The 21716-nt window shown below is 53.3% G+C and carries 18 protein-coding genes; 14 read left to right on the forward strand and 4 right to left on the reverse strand.

Annotation, left to right across the window (positions count from 1 at the left end; translation table 11 throughout):
• The first annotated feature begins 56 nt into the window (after window positions 1-56).
• From dgt to cdaR, 3 genes are all read left to right on the forward strand, one after another.
• Window positions 57-1571 (forward strand): dGTPase, encoded by a 1515-nt coding sequence (dgt, locus tag ACQG22_RS04045; RefSeq protein ID WP_013095647.1) that lies wholly within the window; start codon window positions 57-59, stop codon window positions 1569-1571.
• 131 nt (window positions 1572-1702) lie between these two features.
• A complete protein-coding gene (degP, locus tag ACQG22_RS04050; RefSeq protein WP_013095648.1) occupies window positions 1703-3139 on the forward strand; it encodes a serine endoprotease DegP in 1437 nt (478 codons plus the stop codon).
• Between the two features lie 153 nt (window positions 3140-3292).
• Complete coding sequence (gene cdaR, locus ACQG22_RS04055; RefSeq protein WP_013095649.1) at window positions 3293-4450, forward strand: DNA-binding transcriptional regulator CdaR; 1158 nt, start codon at window positions 3293-3295, stop codon at window positions 4448-4450.
• Window positions 4451-4554: 104 nt separating this feature from the next.
• Here cdaR and ACQG22_RS04060 read toward each other — a convergent pair whose 3' ends face one another.
• The 4 genes from ACQG22_RS04060 to map form a co-directional block, all read right to left on the reverse strand.
• Window positions 4555-4944 (reverse strand): DUF3461 family protein, encoded by a 390-nt coding sequence (locus tag ACQG22_RS04060; protein ID WP_008501916.1) that lies wholly within the window; start codon window positions 4942-4944, stop codon window positions 4555-4557.
• Window positions 4945-5055: 111 nt separating this feature from the next.
• Window positions 5056-5880 (reverse strand): 2,3,4,5-tetrahydropyridine-2,6-dicarboxylate N-succinyltransferase, encoded by an 825-nt coding sequence (gene dapD, locus ACQG22_RS04065; RefSeq protein ID WP_013095650.1) that lies wholly within the window; start codon window positions 5878-5880, stop codon window positions 5056-5058.
• Window positions 5881-5912: 32 nt separating this feature from the next.
• Window positions 5913-8588 (reverse strand): bifunctional uridylyltransferase/uridylyl-removing protein GlnD, encoded by a 2676-nt coding sequence (glnD, locus tag ACQG22_RS04070; protein ID WP_038418715.1) that lies wholly within the window; start codon window positions 8586-8588, stop codon window positions 5913-5915.
• Window positions 8589-8651: 63 nt separating this feature from the next.
• A complete protein-coding gene (map, locus tag ACQG22_RS04075) occupies window positions 8652-9446 on the reverse strand; it encodes a type I methionyl aminopeptidase (protein ID WP_013095652.1) in 795 nt (264 codons plus the stop codon).
• A 321-nt stretch (window positions 9447-9767) separates the two neighbouring features.
• Between map and rpsB the strand changes: the two genes are divergently transcribed.
• The 11 genes from rpsB (at window position 9768) to lpxD (ending at window position 21633) form a co-directional block, all read left to right on the forward strand.
• Entirely contained in the window at window positions 9768-10493 is a 726-nt protein-coding gene (gene rpsB, locus ACQG22_RS04080) for a 30S ribosomal protein S2 (RefSeq protein WP_013095653.1), read from the forward strand.
• 117 nt (window positions 10494-10610) lie between these two features.
• A complete protein-coding gene (gene tsf, locus ACQG22_RS04085; protein WP_008501911.1) occupies window positions 10611-11462 on the forward strand; it encodes a translation elongation factor Ts in 852 nt (283 codons plus the stop codon).
• Window positions 11463-11613: 151 nt separating this feature from the next.
• Complete coding sequence (gene pyrH / locus ACQG22_RS04090; RefSeq protein ID WP_003856194.1) at window positions 11614-12339, forward strand: UMP kinase; 726 nt, start codon at window positions 11614-11616, stop codon at window positions 12337-12339.
• A gap of 167 nt (window positions 12340-12506) precedes the next feature.
• Window positions 12507-13064: a ribosome recycling factor gene (gene frr, locus ACQG22_RS04095; RefSeq protein WP_008501909.1), complete on the forward strand. Its 558-nt coding sequence runs from the start codon at window positions 12507-12509 to the stop codon at window positions 13062-13064.
• 95 nt (window positions 13065-13159) lie between these two features.
• A complete protein-coding gene (gene ispC / locus ACQG22_RS04100) occupies window positions 13160-14359 on the forward strand; it encodes a 1-deoxy-D-xylulose-5-phosphate reductoisomerase (protein ID WP_038981256.1) in 1200 nt (399 codons plus the stop codon).
• Window positions 14360-14545: 186 nt separating this feature from the next.
• Entirely contained in the window at window positions 14546-15304 is a 759-nt protein-coding gene (ispU, locus tag ACQG22_RS04105) for a (2E,6E)-farnesyl-diphosphate-specific ditrans,polycis-undecaprenyl-diphosphate synthase (protein ID WP_028028110.1), read from the forward strand.
• A gap of 12 nt (window positions 15305-15316) precedes the next feature.
• On the forward strand, window positions 15317-16174 hold the full coding sequence (cdsA, locus tag ACQG22_RS04110) for a phosphatidate cytidylyltransferase (RefSeq protein WP_013095657.1): 858 nt from the start codon (window positions 15317-15319) through the stop codon (window positions 16172-16174).
• Window positions 16175-16185: 11 nt separating this feature from the next.
• A complete protein-coding gene (gene rseP, locus ACQG22_RS04115) occupies window positions 16186-17538 on the forward strand; it encodes a sigma E protease regulator RseP (protein ID WP_348569825.1) in 1353 nt (450 codons plus the stop codon).
• Window positions 17539-17569: 31 nt separating this feature from the next.
• On the forward strand, window positions 17570-19987 hold the full coding sequence (gene bamA, locus ACQG22_RS04120; protein WP_013095659.1) for an outer membrane protein assembly factor BamA: 2418 nt from the start codon (window positions 17570-17572) through the stop codon (window positions 19985-19987).
• A 122-nt stretch (window positions 19988-20109) separates the two neighbouring features.
• Entirely contained in the window at window positions 20110-20604 is a 495-nt protein-coding gene (gene skp / locus ACQG22_RS04125) for a molecular chaperone Skp (protein ID WP_013095660.1), read from the forward strand.
• Between the two features lie 3 nt (window positions 20605-20607).
• Window positions 20608-21633 (forward strand): UDP-3-O-(3-hydroxymyristoyl)glucosamine N-acyltransferase, encoded by a 1026-nt coding sequence (gene lpxD / locus ACQG22_RS04130; protein ID WP_013095661.1) that lies wholly within the window; start codon window positions 20608-20610, stop codon window positions 21631-21633.
• Window positions 21634-21716: the final 83 nt, after the last annotated feature.

Here is a 21716-nt window from a genome sequence, read left to right on the forward strand (position 1 = left end):
AGATGCATAGTCTATCATGCGCTTAAGGGGAAACGCATTCTCACGCGGGGGAGCACATGTCACAGATCGATTTTCGCACCAAAATTAACTGGCACCGACGTTTCCGTTCGCCGCAGGGTGAAAAGAGCGAACATGAGATCCTGCGTATCTTCGAAAGCGATCGCGGGCGGATCATTAACTCGCCTGCCATTCGTCGTCTGCAGCAAAAGACCCAGGTGTTTCCGCTTGAGCGTAACGCTGCCGTGCGCACACGCCTTACCCACTCAATGGAAGTTCAGCAGGTGGGGCGCTACATTGCCAAAGAGATTTTAAGCCGTCTCAAAGAGCAGCGCTTGCTGGAAACCTACGGTCTGGATGAGTTGACCGGGCCCTTTGAGAGTATTGTTGAGATGGCCTGCCTGATGCACGATATCGGCAACCCGCCGTTTGGTCACTTTGGCGAGGCGGCGATCAACGACTGGTTCAGGCAGCGACTCTTCCCGTCGGATGCCGTCAGCCAGCCGCTCAGTGATGACCGCTGCGTGGTGCGGGATTTACGCCTGCGTGAAGGCGAAGACGGGCTAAACGATCTGCGTCGTAAAGTGCGTCAGGATCTCTGTCATTTTGAAGGCAATGCGCAGGGGATCAGGCTGGTGCACTCCCTGATGCGCATGAATCTGACCTGGGCACAGGTGGGATGCATCCTCAAATATACCCGTCCCGCCTGGTGGATGGGCGAAACGCCCGCTTCGCACAGCTATCTGATGAAAAAGCCGGGCTATTACCTCTCCGAAGAGGCCTATATTGAGCGGTTACGTAAAGAACTTTCATTGACTGCAAATGGCCGCTTCCCGTTGACGTGGATTATGGAAGCCGCCGATGACATCTCCTATTGCGTTGCTGACCTGGAAGACGCGGTTGAAAAAAGAATATTTAGCGTCGAGGAGCTTTATCAGCATCTTTATGATGCATGGGGGAAACATGAAAAAGGTTCGCTGTTTGCCCAGGTGGTTGAAAATGCCTGGGAAAAATCGCGTGCAAATACATTAAGCCGGAGCACCGAAGATCAGTTCTTTATGTATTTGCGGGTCAATACATTAAATAAACTGGTGCCTTACGCCGCCTCGCGCTTTATTGATAATTTGCCGATGATTTTTAGCGGCGAGTTCAATCATGCCTTGCTGGAGGATGACAGTAGCTTCAGCCAGTTGCTTGAGTTATATAAACATGTCGCGATGCGTCATGTATTCAGCCACCCCGATGTCGAACAGTTAGAGCTGCAGGGATACCGGGTTATCAGCGGCTTACTGGAAATATATCGCCCTCTGCTGCAATTGTCGGTCGATGAATTCAGCGAGCTGGTGGAACAAGAGCGCGTGCGACGAATACCGATTGAGTCCCGGCTTTATCAGAAACTTTCTACCCGTCATCGTCTGGCTTACGTTGAAGCCATCGGCAAACTGGATCGCCACTCACCGCAGTGGCCGGTGCTCGAATATTATTATCGCTGTCGTCTCATCCAGGACTATATCAGCGGAATGACCGATTTGTATGCCTGGGATGAGTACCGCAAGCTGATGGCGGTGGAATAATCCCGGAGTTTTGTAAAGACGACCAATAAATTTTTACTTTTTCCATAAACTTATCGCCGGAACTAAGCGGTATAAAACGAATCTGAGTTACACAGCAATTTTGCGTTATCTGTAAATCGAGATTGAGAAACATGAAAAAAACCACATTAGCAATGAGTGCACTGGCTCTGAGTTTAGGTTTAGCGCTGTCTCCTCTGACTGCTACTGCAGCCGAGACCGCGTCGTCGGCAGCAACCGCGCAGCAGATGCCAAGCCTGGCACCGATGCTCGAAAAAGTGATGCCATCGGTGGTGAGTATTAACGTTGAGGGCAGCACGACCGTCAATACGCCGCGTATGCCGCGTAACTTCCAGCAGTTCTTCGGCGATAACTCGCCGTTCTGCCAGGACGGTTCGCCATTCCAGAGTTCTCCGTTCTGTCAGGGCGGTGGCGCAGGGGATGACGGCCAGGGCGGCGGCCAGCAGCAGAAATTCATGGCGCTTGGCTCGGGGGTTATTATTGATGCCGCGAAAGGGTATGTCGTCACCAATAACCACGTGGTGGATAACGCCAACAGCATTAAGGTTCAGCTGAGCGACGGGCGTAAATTTGACGCTAAAGTGGTGGGCAAGGACCCACGCTCTGATATCGCACTGATCCAGATTCAGGATCCTAAAAACCTGACGGCGATTAAAATTGCCGACTCCGACGCGCTGCGTGTCGGTGACTACACCGTGGCCATCGGTAACCCGTTCGGTCTGGGCGAAACCGTGACCTCGGGGATTGTTTCAGCGCTGGGCCGTAGCGGCCTGAACGCGGAGAACTATGAAAACTTCATCCAGACGGATGCGGCGATCAACCGCGGTAACTCCGGCGGTGCGCTGGTGAACCTGAACGGTGAGCTGATTGGTATTAACACTGCCATCCTGGCACCGGACGGCGGCAACATCGGTATCGGTTTTGCTATCCCAAGTAACATGGTGAAAAACCTGACCGCGCAGATGGTGCAGTACGGCCAGGTGAAACGCGGTGAACTGGGTATCATGGGTACCGAGCTGAACTCTGAACTGGCGAAAGCGATGAAAGTTGACGCCCAGCGCGGCGCGTTCGTGAGCCAGGTTATGCCGAACTCCTCCGCAGCAAAAGCGGGGATTAAAGCCGGGGATGTGATCACCTCCCTGAACGGTAAACCGATCAGCAGTTTTGCCGCCCTGCGTGCCGAAGTGGGTTCAATGCCAATTGGCAGCAAAGTTACCCTCGGCCTGCTGCGTGACGGTAAGGCGGTTAACGTGAGTCTGGAGCTGCAGCAGAGCAGTCAGAATCAGGTTGATTCCAGCACCATCTTCAGCGGTATTGAAGGGGCGGAGATGAGCAACAAAGGTGCAGATAAAGGCGTGGTGGTGAATAACGTGAAAGCGAATTCCCCGGCAGCCCGTATCGGCCTGAAAAAAGGTGATGTGATCATGGGTGCTAACCAGCAGCCAGTGAAAAACATCGCTGAACTGCGTAAAATTCTCGATAGCAAACCATCCGTGCTGGCGCTGAATATTCAGCGTGGTGATACCTCTATCTACCTCCTGATGCAGTAATCCTCGTAAGCCCCTGCGTGATGTAAGCAGGGGCTTTTTTGTTTCTGTGACCCTTCCCACAAGTCCATACTTCACTGCCTGATTTTGTGCATTCGCACAATGCGACCGTAGCCGAACTCCCCTATGCTTGAGCTCTGCTCACAGGAGGGTTACATGGCTGGCTGGCATCTTGATACCAAAATGGCGCAGGATATCGTGGCGCGCACCATGCGCATCATTGATACCAATATCAACGTAATGGATGCCCGCGGGCGCATTATTGGCAGCGGCGATCGCGAGCGTATTGGGGAATTGCACGAAGGTGCACTGCTGGTGCTTTCCCAGGGGCGGGTCGTGGATATCGATGATGCCGTGGCGAAACACCTGCACGGCGTCCGTCAGGGCATCAATTTACCGCTGCGCCTTGAAGGGGAAATTGTTGGCGTAATAGGCCTGACCGGTGAACCCGAATCACTGCGTAAATATGGCGAGCTGGTCTGCATGACGGCGGAGATGATGCTGGAGCAGTCGCGCCTGATGCACCTGCTGGCCCAGGACAGCCGTCTGCGCGAAGAGCTGGTGATGAACCTGATTCAGGCAGAGGAGCATACGCCTGCGCTGAGCGAGTGGGCGCAGCGTCTGGGTATTGACCTGAACCAACCGCGCGTCGTGGCGGTGATTGAGGTGGATAGCGGCCAGCTGGGGGTCGATAGCGCGATGGCTGAATTGCAGCAGCTACAAAACGCGCTGGCAACGCCGGAGCGCGACAACCTGGTGGCGATTGTATCCCTGACGGAAATGGTGGTACTCAAGCCGGCGCTTAACGCGTTCGGTCGCTGGGATGCGGAAGATCACCGTCGTCGTGTGGAGCAGTTAATTTCCCGTATGAAAGAGAATGGTCAGCTGCGTTTTCGCGTCGCCCTGGGGAATTACTTTACCGGGCCTGGCAGTATCGCCCGCTCATGGCGTACGGCGCGTACCACGATGATGGTGGGTAAACAGCGAATGCCGGAAAGCCGCAGCTATTTTTATCAGGATCTGATGCTGCCGGTACTGCTCGACAGCCTGCGCGGTGGCTGGCAGGCCAATGAGCTGGCGCGTCCGCTCGCGCGCCTGAAAGCGATGGACAACAATGGCCTGCTGCGCCGGACGCTACAGGCGTGGTTCCGGCATAACGTGCAGCCGCTGGCGACGTCGAAAGCGCTGTTCATTCACCGCAACACGCTGGAGTATCGGCTCAACCGGATTTCGGAGCTGACAGGGCTGGATCTGGGAAGTTTTGACGACAGACTGCTGCTGTATGTGGCGTTACAGCTGGATGAACAGCGATGATGCTGTTTGCCGGGTGGCGGCTTCGCCTTACCCGGCCTACATGATGGTTTTCTCCCTCTCCCTGTGGGAGAGGGCCGGGGTGAGGGCATCAGGCCGCACCCAACTTATTTGTTACGCGTTAATTTCTCAAGATCCGCTTCAATCTCGCTGATCTTATTAGTCACAACGCTTTCAAGGTGACGCAGATCGTCAAGGATCTTACGCTTGAGATCGACTTCGGTACGGTCGCGCTGGCAGATCTGATCGAGTTCATCGATCACATAGCGCAGGTTGGGGCTGATTTCCTGAACCTCTTTGTATCCCTGTCCTACACCGTCTGCGACGACGGTCTTACGCTGGCGTGGATACTTAAACTTCACGCTCTTGGCGAAAAACTCTCCTTTGTCCTTGTGAAAATAGATTTTTAAAATGTCGTTGTTGGCTTCCTGGCGAAGGCTGTAACGATCAATTTCATCAGGATTGGTAATGCCCAGACTTTTCAGATTATCGTACATAGCGGTACCCTTGATCTCAACATAACCTTTGAATAATTAACGAAAAAATCTATTTTCGCCACCCTCAGATATGAAAAAAGCGGGGTTGCCCCCGCTTTTTGTTATATCCGATTAATCGATGGTGCGCAGCAATTCGTTGATGCCCACTTTACCGCGGGTTTTCGCGTCCACTTTCTTCACGATAACCGCACAGTACAGGCTGTACTTACCATCTTTAGACGGCAGGTTGCCGGAAACAACCACGGAGCCTGCCGGAACACGGCCGTAATGGATTTCGCCGGTTTCACGGTCGTAAATACGGGTGCTCTGACCGATGTAAACGCCCATAGAGATCACTGAGCCTTCTTCAACGATCACGCCTTCTACCACTTCAGAGCGCGCGCCGATGAAGCAATTGTCTTCGATGATGGTTGGGTTAGCCTGCAGGGGTTCCAGTACGCCACCGATGCCGACGCCGCCGGACAGGTGAACGTTTTTACCAATCTGCGCGCAGGAGCCCACGGTAGCCCAGGTATCCACCATGGTGCCTTCGTCTACATAGGCACCGATGTTTACGTAGGATGGCATCAGTACGGTGTTACGGGCGATGAACGCGCCCTGACGCACCGCAGCAGGTGGCACTACGCGGAAGCCTTCTTTCTGGAAACGCGCTTCGTCGTAATCAGCGAATTTCATTGGCACTTTATCGAAGTAGCGGCTTTCAGCTCCGTCGATAACCTGGTTATCGTTGATACGGAAAGAGAGCAGCACGGCTTTCTTCAGCCATTGATGAGTGACCCACTGACCGTCGATTTTTTCTGCTACACGCAGCGCGCCGGAATCCAGCAGAGAAATCACCTGGTTAACCGCTTCGCGGGTAACGGTATCCACATTTGCCGGGGTAATCTCGGCGCGACGCTCAAAAGCGGACTCAATAACGTTCTGTAACTGCTGCATTGTTTACTCTTTCCATTTCACTAAAAAACACGTCACCCTTTATCGTTTGGATTGAGGGCTGCTGTCAACCGTTGTTGCACTTCAAGTTGCAGGTCATTATTAAGGGCACGCCGGTCCGCTGTTGCGATTATAAATAAATCTTCTACTCGCTCGCCAATGGTTGTAATTCGGGCCCCGTGAAGCGAAATTCCCAGATCGGCAAAGACCTGGCCGACGCGGGCGAGCAGACCTGGCTGATCCAGGGCAATGAGCTCCAGGAACGATTTACGATCGGTGTGGGTCGGCAGAAAATTGACCTCGGTATCGACGGTAAAGTGGCGCAGTTTCGCGGGCTGACGACGCGGCTGCGGCGGCTGCCAGCTGCGCTGAGTGATGGCCTGCTCCAGACCAAAACGTATCCCCTCATGACGATCCGACGACAGCGGGCTGCCGTCCGGCTCCAGCACAATAAAGGTGTCCATCGCCATGCCGTCGCGGGTGGTGAAAATCTGCGCGTCGTGCACGCTCAGGTTTCGTCTGTCCAGTTCAGCGCATACCGCAGCAAACAGATAAGGGCGGTCCGGGCTCCAGATAAAGATCTCTGTACCACCACGCGTCGCCTGCGGGCTGAGCAGGATCATCGGCTGCGACAAATCATGCTGCAGCAGATGCCGCGCATGCCAGGCGAGCTGGTTTGGGCTGTGACGGACAAAGTAGTTGGCACGACAGCGGGCCCAAATCTGATGCAACGCCTCTTCATCAATGTTGTCCATCCGCAGCAGGGCCAGAGCCTGCAACTGATGGTGGCGCACGCGCTCACGCATGTCCGGCGTGTTTTGCATTCCGCGGCGCAGCTGTTTTTCGGTCGCAAAGTACAGTTCACGCAGCAGGCTCTGCTTCCAGCTGTTCCACAGCGTTTCGTTGGTGGCGCAGATATCGGCCACCGTCAGGCAGACCAGATAGCGCAGACGGTTTTCTGTTTGTACCTCTTCTGCAAACTGCTTGATCACTTCAGGGTCCTGAATGTCACGACGCTGTGCGGTGACTGACATCAGCAGGTGATGGCGCACCAGCCAGGCCACCAGCTGTGTTTCACGTGAGTTCAGACCGTGCAGTTCGGCAAATTTCAGCACGTCCTGCGCGCCGAGCACCGAGTGGTCACCGCCGCGGCCTTTGGCGATATCGTGGAACAGGGCGGCAATCAGGATCAGCTCCGGATGGGTCAGCCGTGGCCACAGCTCAACGCACAGAGGGTGGCGGGAGCGCGTCTCTTCTTTCGCAAAACTCTCCAGCTTGAGCATGACGCGGATCGTGTGTTCATCCACCGTATAGGCATGGAACAGATCGAACTGCATCTGCCCGACAATGTGCGACCATTGCGGCATATAGGCCCACAGTACGCTATGACGGTGCATTGGCAGCAGTCCGCGACTGACGGCGCCCGGATGGCGGAGCATGCTCAGGAACAGCGAACGCGCTTCCGGGATATAGCACAGCGGCTGCGTCAGATGGCGGCGCGCATGGCGCAAATGGCGCAGGGTGGTGGAGTAGATCCCGGTGATCGTGCTGTTGCGGACCATGGTATAGAACATCCGCAGGATCGCTTCCGGCTCGCGCATAAACAGCGTTTCGTCGCGCAGATCGATAAGCGTGCCGCGTAGCTGGAACTCATCATCAATGGGGCGCGGTTTTTCGTCGGCCGTCAGCGCCAGAATAGCTTCGTCGAACAGCTGCAATAGCATCTGGTTGAGCTCGGTAACGCGTCGGGTCACGCGGAAGAAATCCTTCATCATGTGCTCAACCGGTTCGTTACCCTCGCCGCTGTAGTGAAGGCGCTGGGCCACGCTGAGCTGGCGGTCGAACAACAGACGGTTATCGTAGCGATTAAGTTCAAGATGGAGGGCAAAACGAATGCGCCACAGTAGATGCAGACACTCGTTGAGCTCGTTTCGCTCGGCCTCGGTTAAAAAGCCAAAACCCACCATTTCATCCAGCGAGGTGGCGCCAAAGTGGCGACGAGCTACCCACTGTAATGTGTGGATATCGCGCAGGCCGCCGGGGCTGCTTTTGATATCCGGTTCAAGGTTATAGCTTGTGCCGTGATAGCGCTGGTGGCGTTGATTTTGTTCCTCGACCTTAGCGGCGAAGAACTTTTCTGATGGCCAGAAGCCGTCGCTGAATATGTGTTTTTGCAGTTCCAGGAACAGCGCGACGTCGCCGATCAGCAGGCGGGTTTCAATCAGGTTGGTGGCAACGGTCAGATCCGATAGTCCCTCCAGCAGGCACTCTTCCAGGGTGCGTACGCTGTGGCCGACTTCCAGTTTCACATCCCAGAGCAGCGTCAGTAATTCGCCAATCTTCTGCGCCTGTTCGTCCGGCAGCTTTTTGCGGCTTAAGATCAGCAGGTCAATATCGGAAAGCGGATGCAGCTCACCGCGGCCATAGCCCCCGACGGCAACCAGCGCCACGTCGCTGACCTGCCCGAATCCGTACTCAATCCACAGGCGTTGCAGAAGCTGGTCAATAAATTCGGTGCGCGCTTCAATGAGCTGTTCGGCGGAAATGCCCGCATCAAACGCGCTTCCCAGCCAGCGCTGGAAGACATCCATATGGGCTTTGATGCCGGCACAGCTCAGCTCGTGCTGCGCCCAGACGCCCGGGTTATCGGGCTGGTCGGGGAGGGTGGGGAGTGCTGTGTTAGCATACTGTTCGGGTAATAGATTACTCATCGTGCGCCACCCATAAGAAAAAGCTATCGCCATTAAAAAAGCCGGCATTTGCCGGCTTTTTTATCATTCATCGTGCGTCAGTATTGCCGGGATGGTGTCATCCTTGCGCAACGTCATAATTTCGCAGCCGTTGTCTGTTACCACAATAGTATGCTCGTACTGTGCAGACAAGCTTCTGTCTTTGGTTTTCACCGTCCAGCCATCTTTCATGGTACGGATACGGTAGTCACCCGCGTTGACCATCGGCTCGATGGTGAAGGTCATCCCTTTTTGCAGCACCACGCCGCCGTCATCCGCATCGTAGTGCAGAACCTGCGGCTCTTCGTGGAAGACGCGGCCAATGCCGTGACCACAATATTCGCGAACCACGGAGAAACCTTCCGCTTCGACAAACTTCTGGATAGCGGCACCAATGGTGCGCAGGCGAATGCCCGGTTTCACCATCTTCAGCGCCAGGTAGAGGCTCTCCTGCGTCACTTTACACAGGCGCTCACCCAGGATGGTTGGCTTGCCCACGATAAACATCTTCGAGGTGTCACCGTGGTAATCATCTTTAATGACGGTGACGTCGATGTTGACGATGTCGCCATCTTTCAGCAGTTTTTCGTCATCCGGAATACCGTGGCACACCACTTCATTTATAGAAATGCAGACGGATTTCGGGAAACCGTGGTAGCCGAGGCAGGCGGAGACCGCGTGCTGCTCGTTAACGATATAGTCGTTACAGATGCGGTCCAGTTCGCCGGTGCTGACGCCCGGTTTCACGAACGGCTCGATCATTTCCAGCACTTCCGCGGCCAGACGACCGGCGACGCGCATCTTTTCAATTTCTTCAGGGGTCTTAATAGAGATAGCCATGTAATCTGTCCATCGGTGTCGATTTTTTCGACAATACTAGTCTAAGTACCGTCAATGGTATCAGTCAGGCGCACCCCGTGCCAAACTGAGAATCATTAACAGCACACTACGCCAACAATTATTGGTTTCTGGTCGTGATTTGTGGTATAAAGCGCGCCGGACTTCCGATCCATCTCAGATACACAGGCTGGACGGGAGCGATATATCTCACTTTGTGTAACAACACACACGTATCGGCACATATTCCGGGGTGCCCTTCGGGGTCGGTAATATGGGATACGTGGAGGCATAACCCCAACTTTCAATATAGAGGTTTTAAACATGGCAACTGTTTCCATGCGCGACATGCTCAAGGCTGGTGTTCACTTCGGTCACCAGACCCGTTACTGGAACCCGAAAATGAAGCCTTTCATCTTCGGCGCGCGTAACAAAGTTCACATCATCAACCTTGAGAAAACTGTACCAATGTTCAACGAAGCCCTGGCTGAGCTGAACAAGATCGCTTCCCGTAAAGGTAAGATTCTGTTCGTTGGTACTAAGCGCGCTGCAAGCGAAGCTGTGAAAGATGCTGCTAACAGCTGCGACCAGTTCTTCGTGAACCATCGCTGGTTGGGCGGCATGCTGACCAACTGGAAAACTGTTCGTCAGTCCATCAAGCGCCTGAAAGATCTGGAAACCCAGTCTCAGGACGGTACTTTCGACAAGCTGACTAAGAAAGAAGCGCTGATGCGCACTCGTGAGCTGGACAAGCTGGAAAACAGCCTGGGCGGTATCAAAGATATGGGCGGCCTGCCAGACGCGCTGTTCGTAATCGATGCAGACCACGAGCACATCGCAATCAAAGAAGCTAACAACCTGGGTATCCCGGTATTCGCTATCGTTGATACCAACTCCGATCCGGACGGTGTTGACTTCGTTATCCCGGGTAACGACGACGCAATCCGTGCTGTTAGCCTGTACCTGAGCGCTGTAGCTGCTACCGTTCGTGAAGGCCGTTCCCAGGATCTGGCTTCTCAGGCGGAAGAAAGCTTCGTAGAAGCTGAATAATAAGGTTTCACCCCTTATTAGTACCGTGTATGAATAGGGGCCCATTATCGGCCCCTTTTTTCAATTTATACTGTTTGGCCGCAGGCCGGGCAGTTCACATCTCCCGAGGATTTAAGAATGGCTGAAATTACCGCATCCCTGGTAAAAGAGCTGCGCGAGCGTACTGGCGCAGGCATGATGGATTGCAAAAAAGCGCTGACTGAAGCGAACGGCGACATCGAGCTGGCAATCGAAAACATGCGTAAATCCGGTGCGATCAAAGCAGCTAAAAAAGCAGGCAACGTTGCTGCTGACGGCGTGATCATCACTAAAATCGACGGCAACTACGGCATCATTCTGGAAGTTAACTGCCAGACTGACTTCGTTGCTAAAGATGGTGGTTTCCAGGCATTTGCTAACAAAGTTCTGGACGCAGCTGTTGCTGGCAAAATCACTGACGTTGAAGTTCTGAAAGCACAGTTCGAAGAAGAACGTGTTGCGCTGGTTGCTAAAATCGGTGAGAACATCAACATCCGTCGCGTAGCGTCCCTGGAAGGCGACGTTCTGGGTTCTTACCAGCACGGTGCGCGTATCGGTGTTCTGGTTGCGGCTAAAGGCGCTGACGAAGAGCTGGTTAAACAGCTGGCAATGCACATCGCTGCAAGCAAACCAGAATTCGTTAAACCAGAAGACGTGTCTGCTGAAGTGGTAGAGAAAGAGTACCAGGTTCAGCTGGACATCGCGATGCAGTCTGGTAAGCCAAAAGAAATCGCAGAGAAAATGGTTGAAGGCCGCATGAAGAAATTCACCGGCGAAGTTTCTCTGACTGGCCAGCCTTTCGTTATGGATCCAAGCAAATCCGTTGCTCAGCTGCTGAAAGAGCACAACGCTGACGTAACTGGCTTCATCCGCTTCGAAGTGGGCGAAGGCATCGAGAAAGTTGAGACTGACTTCGCAGCAGAAGTTGCTGCAATGTCCAAGCAGTCTTAATGATGAAAAAGGAGCCGCCTGAGGGCGGCTTCTTTTTGTCACCCGTCAGACGAAAATCAGACAGGATCCCGTATCGCTGTGCTGGTATGCGACATACTATGTCGCCAGAATTAACCCCCATCTTAATCGTTGACAGTCTCAGGAAAGAAACATGGCTACCAATGCAAAACCCGTGTACAAACGCATTCTGCTTAAGCTGAGTGGCGAAGCGCTGCAGGGATCGGAAGGCTTCGGTATTGACGCAAGCATTCTCGACCGCATGGCACAGGAGATCAAAGAACTTGTCGAACTGGGTATTCAGGTCGGCGTGGTCATTGGCGGTGGCAACCTTTTCCGTGGTGCTGGTCTGGCGAAAGCGGGGATGAACCGCGTTGTGGGCGACCATATGGGTATGCTGGCAACCGTGATGAACGGTCTGGCAATGCGTGATGCGTTGCATCGTGCCTATGTGAATGCCCGCCTGATGTCCGCTATTCCTTTGAATGGCGTTTGTGATAACTACAGTTGGGCAGAAGCGATCAGCCTGCTGCGCAACAACCGCGTGGTGATCCTCTCCGCCGGTACGGGTAACCCGTTCTTTACAACCGATTCCGCTGCTTGCCTGCGCGGTATCGAAATCGAAGCCGATGTGGTGCTGAAAGCAACCAAAGTGGATGGCGTGTTTACCGCCGACCCGGCAAAAGATCCCTCTGCCACCATGTACGATCAGCTGTCCTACAGCGAAGTGCTGGAAAAAGAGCTGAAAGTGATGGATCTTGCCGCCTTCACGCTGGCTCGAGACCACAAACTGCCGATCCGTGTCTTCAATATGAATAAGCCTGGCGCACTGCGCCGCGTGGTCATGGGCGAAAAAGAAGGCACATTGATCACGGAATAATTTCCGTCGGCGATAAATACAGGTAAGATTCCGCTTTATTTTGAAGTGGTATCTTACCCGGACGCGCCATTGGCGTTGTCATGAATTAAACGCGACTATACTTAGCACACCTGTAGCACTGTGCTGGCGGATAGTCTGCCTGAGACAAGTTTTCAAGGATTCGTAACGTGATTAACGACATCAGAAAAGATGCTGAAGTACGCATGGAAAAATGCGTAGAAGCGTTCAAAACCCAAATCAGCAAAATCCGTACTGGCCGTGCTTCTCCAAGCCTGCTGGATGGCATCATCGTAGAGTACTACGGTACGCCTACCCCTCTGCGCCAGCTGGCGAGCGTGACCGTAGAAGATACCCGTACGCTGAAAATCAACGTGTTCGATCGCTCTATGGGCCCGGCGGTTGAGAAAGCGATCATGGCATCTGACCTCGGTCTGAACCCAAGCTCTGCGGGTGCTGATATCCGTGTTCCACTGCCTCCGCTGACCGAAGAGCGTCGTAAAGACCTGATCAAAGTCGTGCGTGGCGAAGCTGAGCAGGGTCGTGTTTCCGTGCGTAACGTCCGTCGCGACGCTAACGATAAAGTGAAAGCGCTGCTGAAAGAAAAAGAGATCAGTGAAGATGACGATCGTCGTTCACAGGACGACATTCAGAAAATGACTGACGCTGCCATCAAGAAAATTGATGCGGCGCTGGCAGATAAAGAAGCGGAACTGATGCAGTTCTGATTTCTGTCTTACACTGATAAACGCCGTTCAGAGGGACTTCGGGTCTTGCTGGCGGCGTTTTGCTTTTATCTGGTCTAACTTTTTTCGGGCATCTCATGAAGCATTTAACTCTCCTTGGCTCAACCGGATCTATCGGTTGCAGCACTCTCGACGTTGTACGCCACAACCCTGCGCTTTACACCGTGACAGCACTGGTGGCCGGGAAGAATGTGCAGCGAATGGTCGAGCAGTGTCTGGAGTTTACGCCCCGCTATGCGGTAATGGATGACGAAGAGAGCGCCCGCCAGCTGAAAGCCGCTCTGCAAGAGAAGGGCAGTCGTACTGAGGTTCTGAGCGGGCAGCAGGCTGCCTGTGAGATGGCCGCGCTGGATGAGGTCGATCAGGTGATGGCCGCCATTGTTGGCGCGGCCGGGTTGCTGCCGACGCTAGCCGCCATCGATGCCGGTAAAGATGTTCTGCTGGCGAATAAAGAGTCGCTGGTGACCTGCGGACGCCTGTTTATGGAGGCGGTTAAGCAGCGCGGAGCACGTCTTTTGCCGGTCGACAGCGAGCACAACGCCATTTTTCAGAGTTTACCGCAACCTTTTCAGCAGAACCTGGGGTACGCTGACCTGGAGCAGAATGGGGTTGTATCGATTTTGCTTACCGGGTCTGGTGGCCCGTTCCGTGAAACGCCACTGTCTGAACTGAGCGCAATGACGCCGGATCAGGCGTGCCGTCATCCGAACTGGTCAATGGGGCGTAAGATCTCCGTTGACTCTGCCACTATGATGAACAAAGGTCTGGAATACATTGAAGCTCGCTGGCTGTTTAACGCGTCGGCGAAACAGATGGAAGTGCTGATCCACCCGCAATCGGTGATTCACTCGATGGTGCGCTATCAGGACGGCAGCGTGCTGGCACAGCTGGGAGAGCCGGATATGCGTACGCCAATTGCACATGCAATGGCATGGCCTGAACGCGTGAAATCTGGCGTAAAGCCACTCGATTTTTGCAAGCTGAGTTCTCTGACGTTCAGTGAACCTGACTACGATCGTTATCCGTGTCTTAAGCTTGCAATGAATGCCTTTGACCAGGGGCAGGCGGCGACGACGGCACTCAATGCAGCCAATGAAATTACCGTTGAAGCATTTCTGAATCAGCAGATCCGTTTCACCGATATCGCTATGCTGAATTTGTCGGTACTGGAGTTGATGGATCTGCGCGAACCACAAAGCGTGGAAGAGGTGCTGGCGGTGGATGAGCAGGCTCGTATTATTGCGCGCAAACAGGTGACACGTCTCGCAAGCTGGTGATAAAGCAAGCACTAGTCGTCGTGCTATTTGTTAGCGTTGGGCTTCGGTGATATAGTCTGCGCCACCTGATCGCAGGTATTTGACTTTAAGTGGTCAGGTAAGCCGTGGTTTGACACGGCTTTTTTACGTATAGGCTTCAGTATTCCTGAGTACCGTTAAATCCTTTTCAGGGACTAAAAACGCGTTATGTTGTCTGCGAATCAACCAATAAGCGAAAACTTGCCAGCTCATGGCTGCCGTCATGTAGCAATCATCATGGATGGCAATGGCCGCTGGGCGAAAAGACAAGGGAAGATACGAGCCTTTGGGCATAAAGCTGGGGCGAAATCTGTTCGCCGCGCCGTCTCTTTTGCCGCCAATAACGGCATTGATGCGTTAACGCTCTATGCTTTTAGCAGTGAAAACTGGAATCGACCTGCGCAGGAAGTGACTGCGTTGATGGAACTGTTTGTGTGGGCGCTCGACAGCGAAGTAAAAAGCCTGCACCGCCACAATGTGCGCCTGCGTGTCATTGGCGAAACCAGTCGTTTTAACTCACGTTTGCAGGAACGGATTCGTAAAGCAGAAGCGCTGACTGAAAATAACACGGGTCTGACGCTGAATATCGCGGCGAATTACGGTGGACGCTGGGATATTATCCAGGGGGTTCGGCACCTGGCTGAACAGGTTCAGGAAGGGTTGTTGAGACCCGACCAAATTGATGAAGACGCGCTGAGCAAGCAAATCTGCATGAATGAACTGGCACCTGTGGATTTGGTAATTAGGACAGGGGGAGAACATCGCATAAGTAACTTTTTGCTATGGCAAATTGCCTATGCCGAACTTTACTTTACGGATGTGCTTTGGCCCGATTTTGATGAACAAGACTTTGAAGGTGCGCTGCATGCCTTTGCCAATCGAGAGCGTCGTTTCGGCGGCACCGAGCCTGGTGGCGACAAAGCCTGATGGGGGTAGCTTTTGCTGAAGTATCGCCTGATTTCCGCTTTTGTATTAATACCCATTGTCATTGCGGCGCTGTTTTTACTGCCCCCGGTGGGATTTGCTATTGTCACGCTGGTGGTGTGTATGCTGGCCGCGTGGGAATGGGGACAGTTTAGCGGCTTTACGTCGCGCAGTCAGCGGGTATGGCTGGCGGTACTCTGTGGCTTGATCCTGGCCCTGATGCTGTTTACCTTGCCGGAATATCACCATGATATTCACCAACCACTGGTTGCCGGGTCCCTGTGGGTATCGTTGGCCTGGTGGATCGCCGCCCTTGTTTTGGTGCTTTTTTATCCAGGCTCCGCGGCGTTGTGGCGCAATTCAAAAGTGCTGCGCCTTATATTTGGTCTTCTTACCATTGTGCCTTTTTTCTGGGGCATGGTTGCCCTGCGCGCCTGGCACTACGACGAAAACCACTACAGCGGTGCGATTTGGCTGCTTTATGTGATGATTCTGGTCTGGGGGGCTGACTCTGGGGCCTATATGTTTGGTAAACTGTTCGGCAAACATAAACTGGCTCCGAAGGTGTCGCCTGGTAAAACCTGGCAAGGATTCATCGGCGGCCTGTTTACGGCAGCGATTATCTCCTGGGGCTATGGCGTCTGGGCGAATCTGGACATTGCACCGTCAATACTGCTGGTGTGTTCGATTTTTGCCGCGCTGGCCTCGGTACTCGGTGATTTAACCGAAAGTATGTTCAAGCGAGAAGCAGGGATTAAGGACAGCGGACACCTGATTCCAGGGCATGGCGGGATACTGGATCGCATTGACAGCCTGACAGCGGCTGTTCCCGTGTTTGCTTGTCTGCTTTTACTGGTATTCGGGACGATTTAACGGAAGGTTTTATGCTGAGCATTCTCTGGAATCTGGCGGCGTTCATTGTTGCACTGGGTGTACTGATTACCGTGCATGAATTTGGCCATTTCTGGGTTGCTCGCCGTTGCGGTGTGCGCGTAGAGCGGTTCTCCATCGGTTTTGGCAAATCACTCTGGACGCGTACCGACCGTCACGGCACGGAATTTGTCATCGCCCTTATCCCGCTCGGTGGCTACGTCAAAATGCTCGACGAACGTGTTGAGCCTGTGGCCCCTGAGCTTCGACACAGCGCGTTTAACAACAAAACCGTTGGACAACGTGCCGCCATCATTGCTGCCGGACCGGTAGCCAATTTCATCTTTGCTATCTTCGCTTACTGGCTGGTGTTTATCATCGGCGTTCCGGGCGTGCGTCCGGTTGTCGGTGAAATCGCCCCCAATTCCATCGCGGCGAGTGCGCAAATTACGCCGGGGATGGAACTTAAAGCGATTGATGGTATCGAAACCCCTGATTGGGATGCCGTGCGACTGCAACTGGTAGCCAAAATCGGTGATGAGCAGACCACGGTCAGCGTGTCACCGTTTGGTTCTGACCAGCGACAGAATAAAATGCTGGATTTGCGTCACTGGAGTTTCGAACCAGACAAAGAAGATCCCGTCTCTGCGCTGGGGATTCGCCCACGTGGTGCGCAGATCGAACCGATATTAGCCGAAGTTCAGGCAAATTCGGCGGCGAGCAAAGCGGGTTTGCAAGCTGGCGACAGGATCGTTAAAGTCGATGGTCAGCCATTAACACAGTGGATGACCTTTGTTACTCTGGTGCGCGATAATCCGGGTACGTCGCTCGCGCTGGAAGTTGAAAGGCAGGGTAGTCCACTCTCGCTGACGCTGATCCCGGATAGCAAATCGGTCGGCAAAAAGGCAGAAGGGTTTGCAGGCGTTGTGCCTAAAGTGATCCCGCTGCCTGATGAGTACAAGACAATACGCCAGTATGGGCCGTTTAGCGCCATCCTTGAAGCCACGGATAAAACATGGCAACTGATGAAGCTGACGGTAAACATGTTGGGGAAATTGATAACCGGTGATGTGAAACTGAACAACCTCAGTGGGCCAATTTCGATAGCTCAGGGGGCTGGGATGTCAGCGGAGTTCGGGGTGATTTACTATCTCATGTTTCTCGCGCTCATTAGCGTGAACCTTGGGATCATCAACCTGTTCCCGCTTCCCGTTTTAGACGGGGGTCATCTGCTGTTTTTAGCGATTGAAAAGCTAAAAGGCGGGCCGGTATCCGAGCGAGTTCAAGACTTTAGTTATCGCATTGGCTCGATTTTGCTGGTGCTGTTAATGGGGCTTGCACTTTTCAATGATTTCTCTCGGTTGTAAGAGAGTTAGTTAGGAAGAACGCATAATAACGATGGCGATGAAAAAGTTGCTCATAGCGTCGCTGCTGTTTAGCAGCGCCACCGTATACGGTGCTGACGGGTTCGTAGTGAAAGACATTCATTTCGAAGGCCTTCAGCGTGTCGCCGTTGGTGCGGCCCTCCTCAGTATGCCTGTGCGCCCCGGCGATACGGTTAATGATGATGACATCAGTAACACCATCCGTGCTCTGTTTGCCACCGGCAACTTTGAGGATGTCCGCGTCCTGCGCGATGGTGATACGCTGCTGGTTCAGGTAAAAGAACGTCCAACGATCGCCAGTATCACTTTCTCCGGTAACAAGTCGGTGAAAGATGACATGCTCAAGCAAAACCTTGAAGCATCCGGTGTTCGTGTGGGGGAATCTCTGGACCGCACCACCCTTTCAGACATTGAAAAAGGTCTGGAAGACTTCTATTACAGCGTCGGTAAGTACAGCGCCAGCGTGAAAGCGGTGGTGACTCCGCTGCCGCGTAACCGTGTTGACCTGAAGCTGGTCTTCCAGGAAGGCGTCTCGGCGAAGATCCAACAGATCAACATCGTCGGGAACCACGCGTTCACTACCGACGAACTGATCTCCACCTTCCAGCTGCGTGACGAAGTGCCGTGGTGGAACGTGGTGGGCGATCGCAAATACCAGAAACAGAAACTGGCGGGCGACCTCGAAACCCTGCGCAGCTACTATCTGGATCGCGGTTATGCCCGTTTCAACATCGACTCGACTCAGGTGAGTCTGACCCCGGACAAGAAAGGGATCTACATTACGATTAACATTACAGAAGGCGATCAGTACAAGCTTTCGGGTGTTGAAGTAAGTGGCAACCTGGCGGGGCATTCTGCCGAGATCGAATCGCTGACCAAAATTCAGCCAGGCGATCTGTACAGCGGTTCTAAAGTAACCAAAATGGAAGACGGCATTAAAAAGCTGCTCGGCCGCTATGGTTATGCCTATCCGCGTGTGCAAACTCAGCCGGAAATCAACGACGCGGATAAAACCGTTAAGCTTCACGTTAACGTTGATGCGGGCAACCGTTTCTACGTGCGTAAGATCCGCTTCGAAGGTAACGACACCTCCAAAGATTCCGTTCTGCGTCGCGAAATGCGCCAGATGGAAGGGGCATGGTTGGGTAGCGACCTCGTTGACCAGGGTAAAGAGCGTCTGAACCGTCTGGGCTATTTTGAAACGGTTGATACCGATACCCAGCGTGTGCCGGGCAGCCCGGACCAGGTTGATGTCGTGTACAAAGTGAAAGAGCGTAATACCGGTAGCTTTAACTTCGGTGTGGGCTACGGTACTGAAAGCGGCGTGAGCTTCCAGGTTGGCGTTCAGCAGGATAACTGGCTGGGTACGGGTTACTCGGTGGGTATCAACGGTACCAAAAACGACTACCAGACCTACTCTGAGTTCTCTGTCACTAACCCATACTTCACCGTTGACGGTGTGAGCCTGGGTGGTCGTATCTTCTATAACGACTTTAAAGCAGACGACGCGGATCTGTCCTCGTACACCAACAAGAGCTACGGTGTAGACGGTACGCTTGGATTCCCGGTTAACGAATACAACACCCTGCGTGCGGGCTTGGGTTACGTGCATAACGACCTGTCCAATATGCAACCGCAGGTGGCAATGTGGCGTTATCTCGACTCTATCGGCCAGTCGGCGAGCACCTCCAGCGATAACAACGGTTTTGCGGCGGATGACTTCACCTTCAACTACGGCTGGACGTATAACCGCCTTGACCGTGGTTACTTCCCAACGGAAGGTTCTCGTGTCAACCTGAATGGTAAAGTGACTATTCCTGGTTCTGATAACGAGTTCTACAAGTTAACGCTCGATACTGCCTCGTACTTCCCGATCGATGACGATCATAAGTGGGTGGTTCTGGGTCGTACCCGTTGGGGCTATGGCGATGGTTTAGGCGGCAAAGAGATGCCGTTCTATGAGAACTTCTACGCCGGTGGTTCCAGTACCGTTCGTGGCTTCCAGTCCAACAACATTGGTCCGAAAGCGGTTTATTACGGCGGTAATGACGAAGATAACTGCGCAAGCCGGGATCCAAAACAGGTTTGTAGCTCTGATGATGCGGTAGGCGGTAACGCCATGGCCGTGGCGAGCCTTGAGTTCATTACGCCAACGCCATTTATCAGTGATAAATACGCCAACTCAGTCCGTACGTCCTTCTTCTGGGATGCCGGTACCGTGTGGGATACCAACTGGGAGAACACTGCCCAGATGCGTGCGGCAGGTGTTCCAGACTACAGCGATCCGGGCAATATTCGCATGTCTGCAGGTATCGCATTACAATGGATGTCACCGCTGGGGCCGTTGGTCTTCTCTTACGCCCAGCCGTTTAAGAAATATGATGGAGATAAGTCGGAGCAATTCCAGTTTAACATTGGTAAAACCTGGTAATTCTCCGCGGCAAAGGAATGCGTTGGCAGTGTAGCGCTGACAACCGGCGATCGGTAAAACGATCGCCTTGCCACGCAAAGAACGGTACCTTCTGGTGCCAATGGGATGGTAAGGAGTTAATTGTGAAAAAGTGGTTATTAGCTGCAGGTCTCGGTTTAGCGATGGCAACCTCTGCTCAGGCAGCAGACAAAATTGCAATCGTCAACATGGGTAATTTGTTCCAGCAGGTTGCACAGAAAACTGGCGTTTCTGCGACTCTGGAAAACGAATTCAAAGGCCGTGCAAGCGAACTGCAGGGTATGGAAAACGATCTTCAGTCCAAAATGCAGCGTCTGCAGCGTGATGGTTCTACCATGAAATCAAGCGAGCGCAGCAAACTGGAAAAAGACGTAATGGCTCAGCGCCAGACGTTCTCCCAGAAAGCGCAGGCTTTCGAGCAGGATCGTCAGCGTCGTTCTAACGAAGAGCGTGGCAAGCTGGTGACTCGCATTCAGACTGCTGTTAAAGCAGTTGCTGCCGATCAGAACATCGATCTGGTTGTTGATGCGAACGCCGTTGCTTTCAACAGCAGCGATGTTAAAGACATCACCGCTGATGTTCTGAAACAGGTTAAATAAGTAATGCCTTCAATTCGACTGGCTGATTTAGCTCAGCAGTTGGATGCAGAATTACACGGTGATGGCGATATCGTCATCACCGCTGTTGCGTCCATGCAATCTGCTAAAGCTGGCAATATTACCTTCATGGTAAGCCCGAAGTACCGTGAACATCTGGCTCAATGCCAGGCGTCGGCTGTTGTTCTGACGCAGGACGATCTTCCGTTTGCCACTGGTGCGGCACTGGTAGTGAAAAATCCCTACCTGACGTATGCTCGCATGGCACAAATTCTTGATACCACGCCGCAGCCGGCGCAAAACATTGCTGCCAGTGCAGCAATCGATCCGACGGCTCAGCTGGGTAACAACGTAGCAGTCGGCGCAAATGCCGTGATCGAGTCTGGCGTCGTACTGGGCGATAACGTCGTCATCGGCCCGGGCTGCTTCGTTGGGAAAAACACAAAAATCGGCGCCGGGACCCGTTTGTGGGCCAATGTGTCCGTCTACCACGAAGTTGAAATCGGCGAAAATTGCCTCGTTCAGTCCAGCACAGTGATTGGTTCTGACGGTTTTGGCTACGCTAACGATCGTGGTAATTGGGTTAAGATCCCGCAACTTGGTCGCGTTATCATTGGCGATCGCGTTGAGATCGGAGCCTGCACCACCATTGACCGTGGTGCGCTTGACGACACCATTATCGGCAACGGTGTTATTATCGATAATCAGTGCCAGATTGCGCATAACGTTGTGATTGGCGACAATACCGCGGTTGCAGGTGGCGTCATCATGGCAGGCAGTCTGAAAATTGGCCGTTACTGCATGATTGGCGGTGCCAGCGTGATCAATGGTCATATGGAAATATGCGACAAGGTCACCGTGACGGGAATGGGCATGGTAATGCGTCCTATCACTGAGCCAGGCGTCTATTCCTCAGGCATCCCGCTGCAACCTAACAAGGTATGGCGTAAAACAGCAGCTCTGGTGATGAATATTGATGATATGAGCAAGCGACTCAAGTCCCTTGAGCGTAAGATCGATCAACAAGACTAAGCGTTCATCTTTTTAACGCTTAATTTCCCGGCCTGTCGGCTTTCTTTTAAACCGGCAGGCCGTGTTATTATTGCTAATCAGTA

The organism is Enterobacter cloacae complex sp. 309I3 (genome assembly GCF_050031595.1).
Taxonomy (GTDB): Bacteria; Pseudomonadota; Gammaproteobacteria; order Enterobacterales; family Enterobacteriaceae; genus Enterobacter; species Enterobacter cloacae.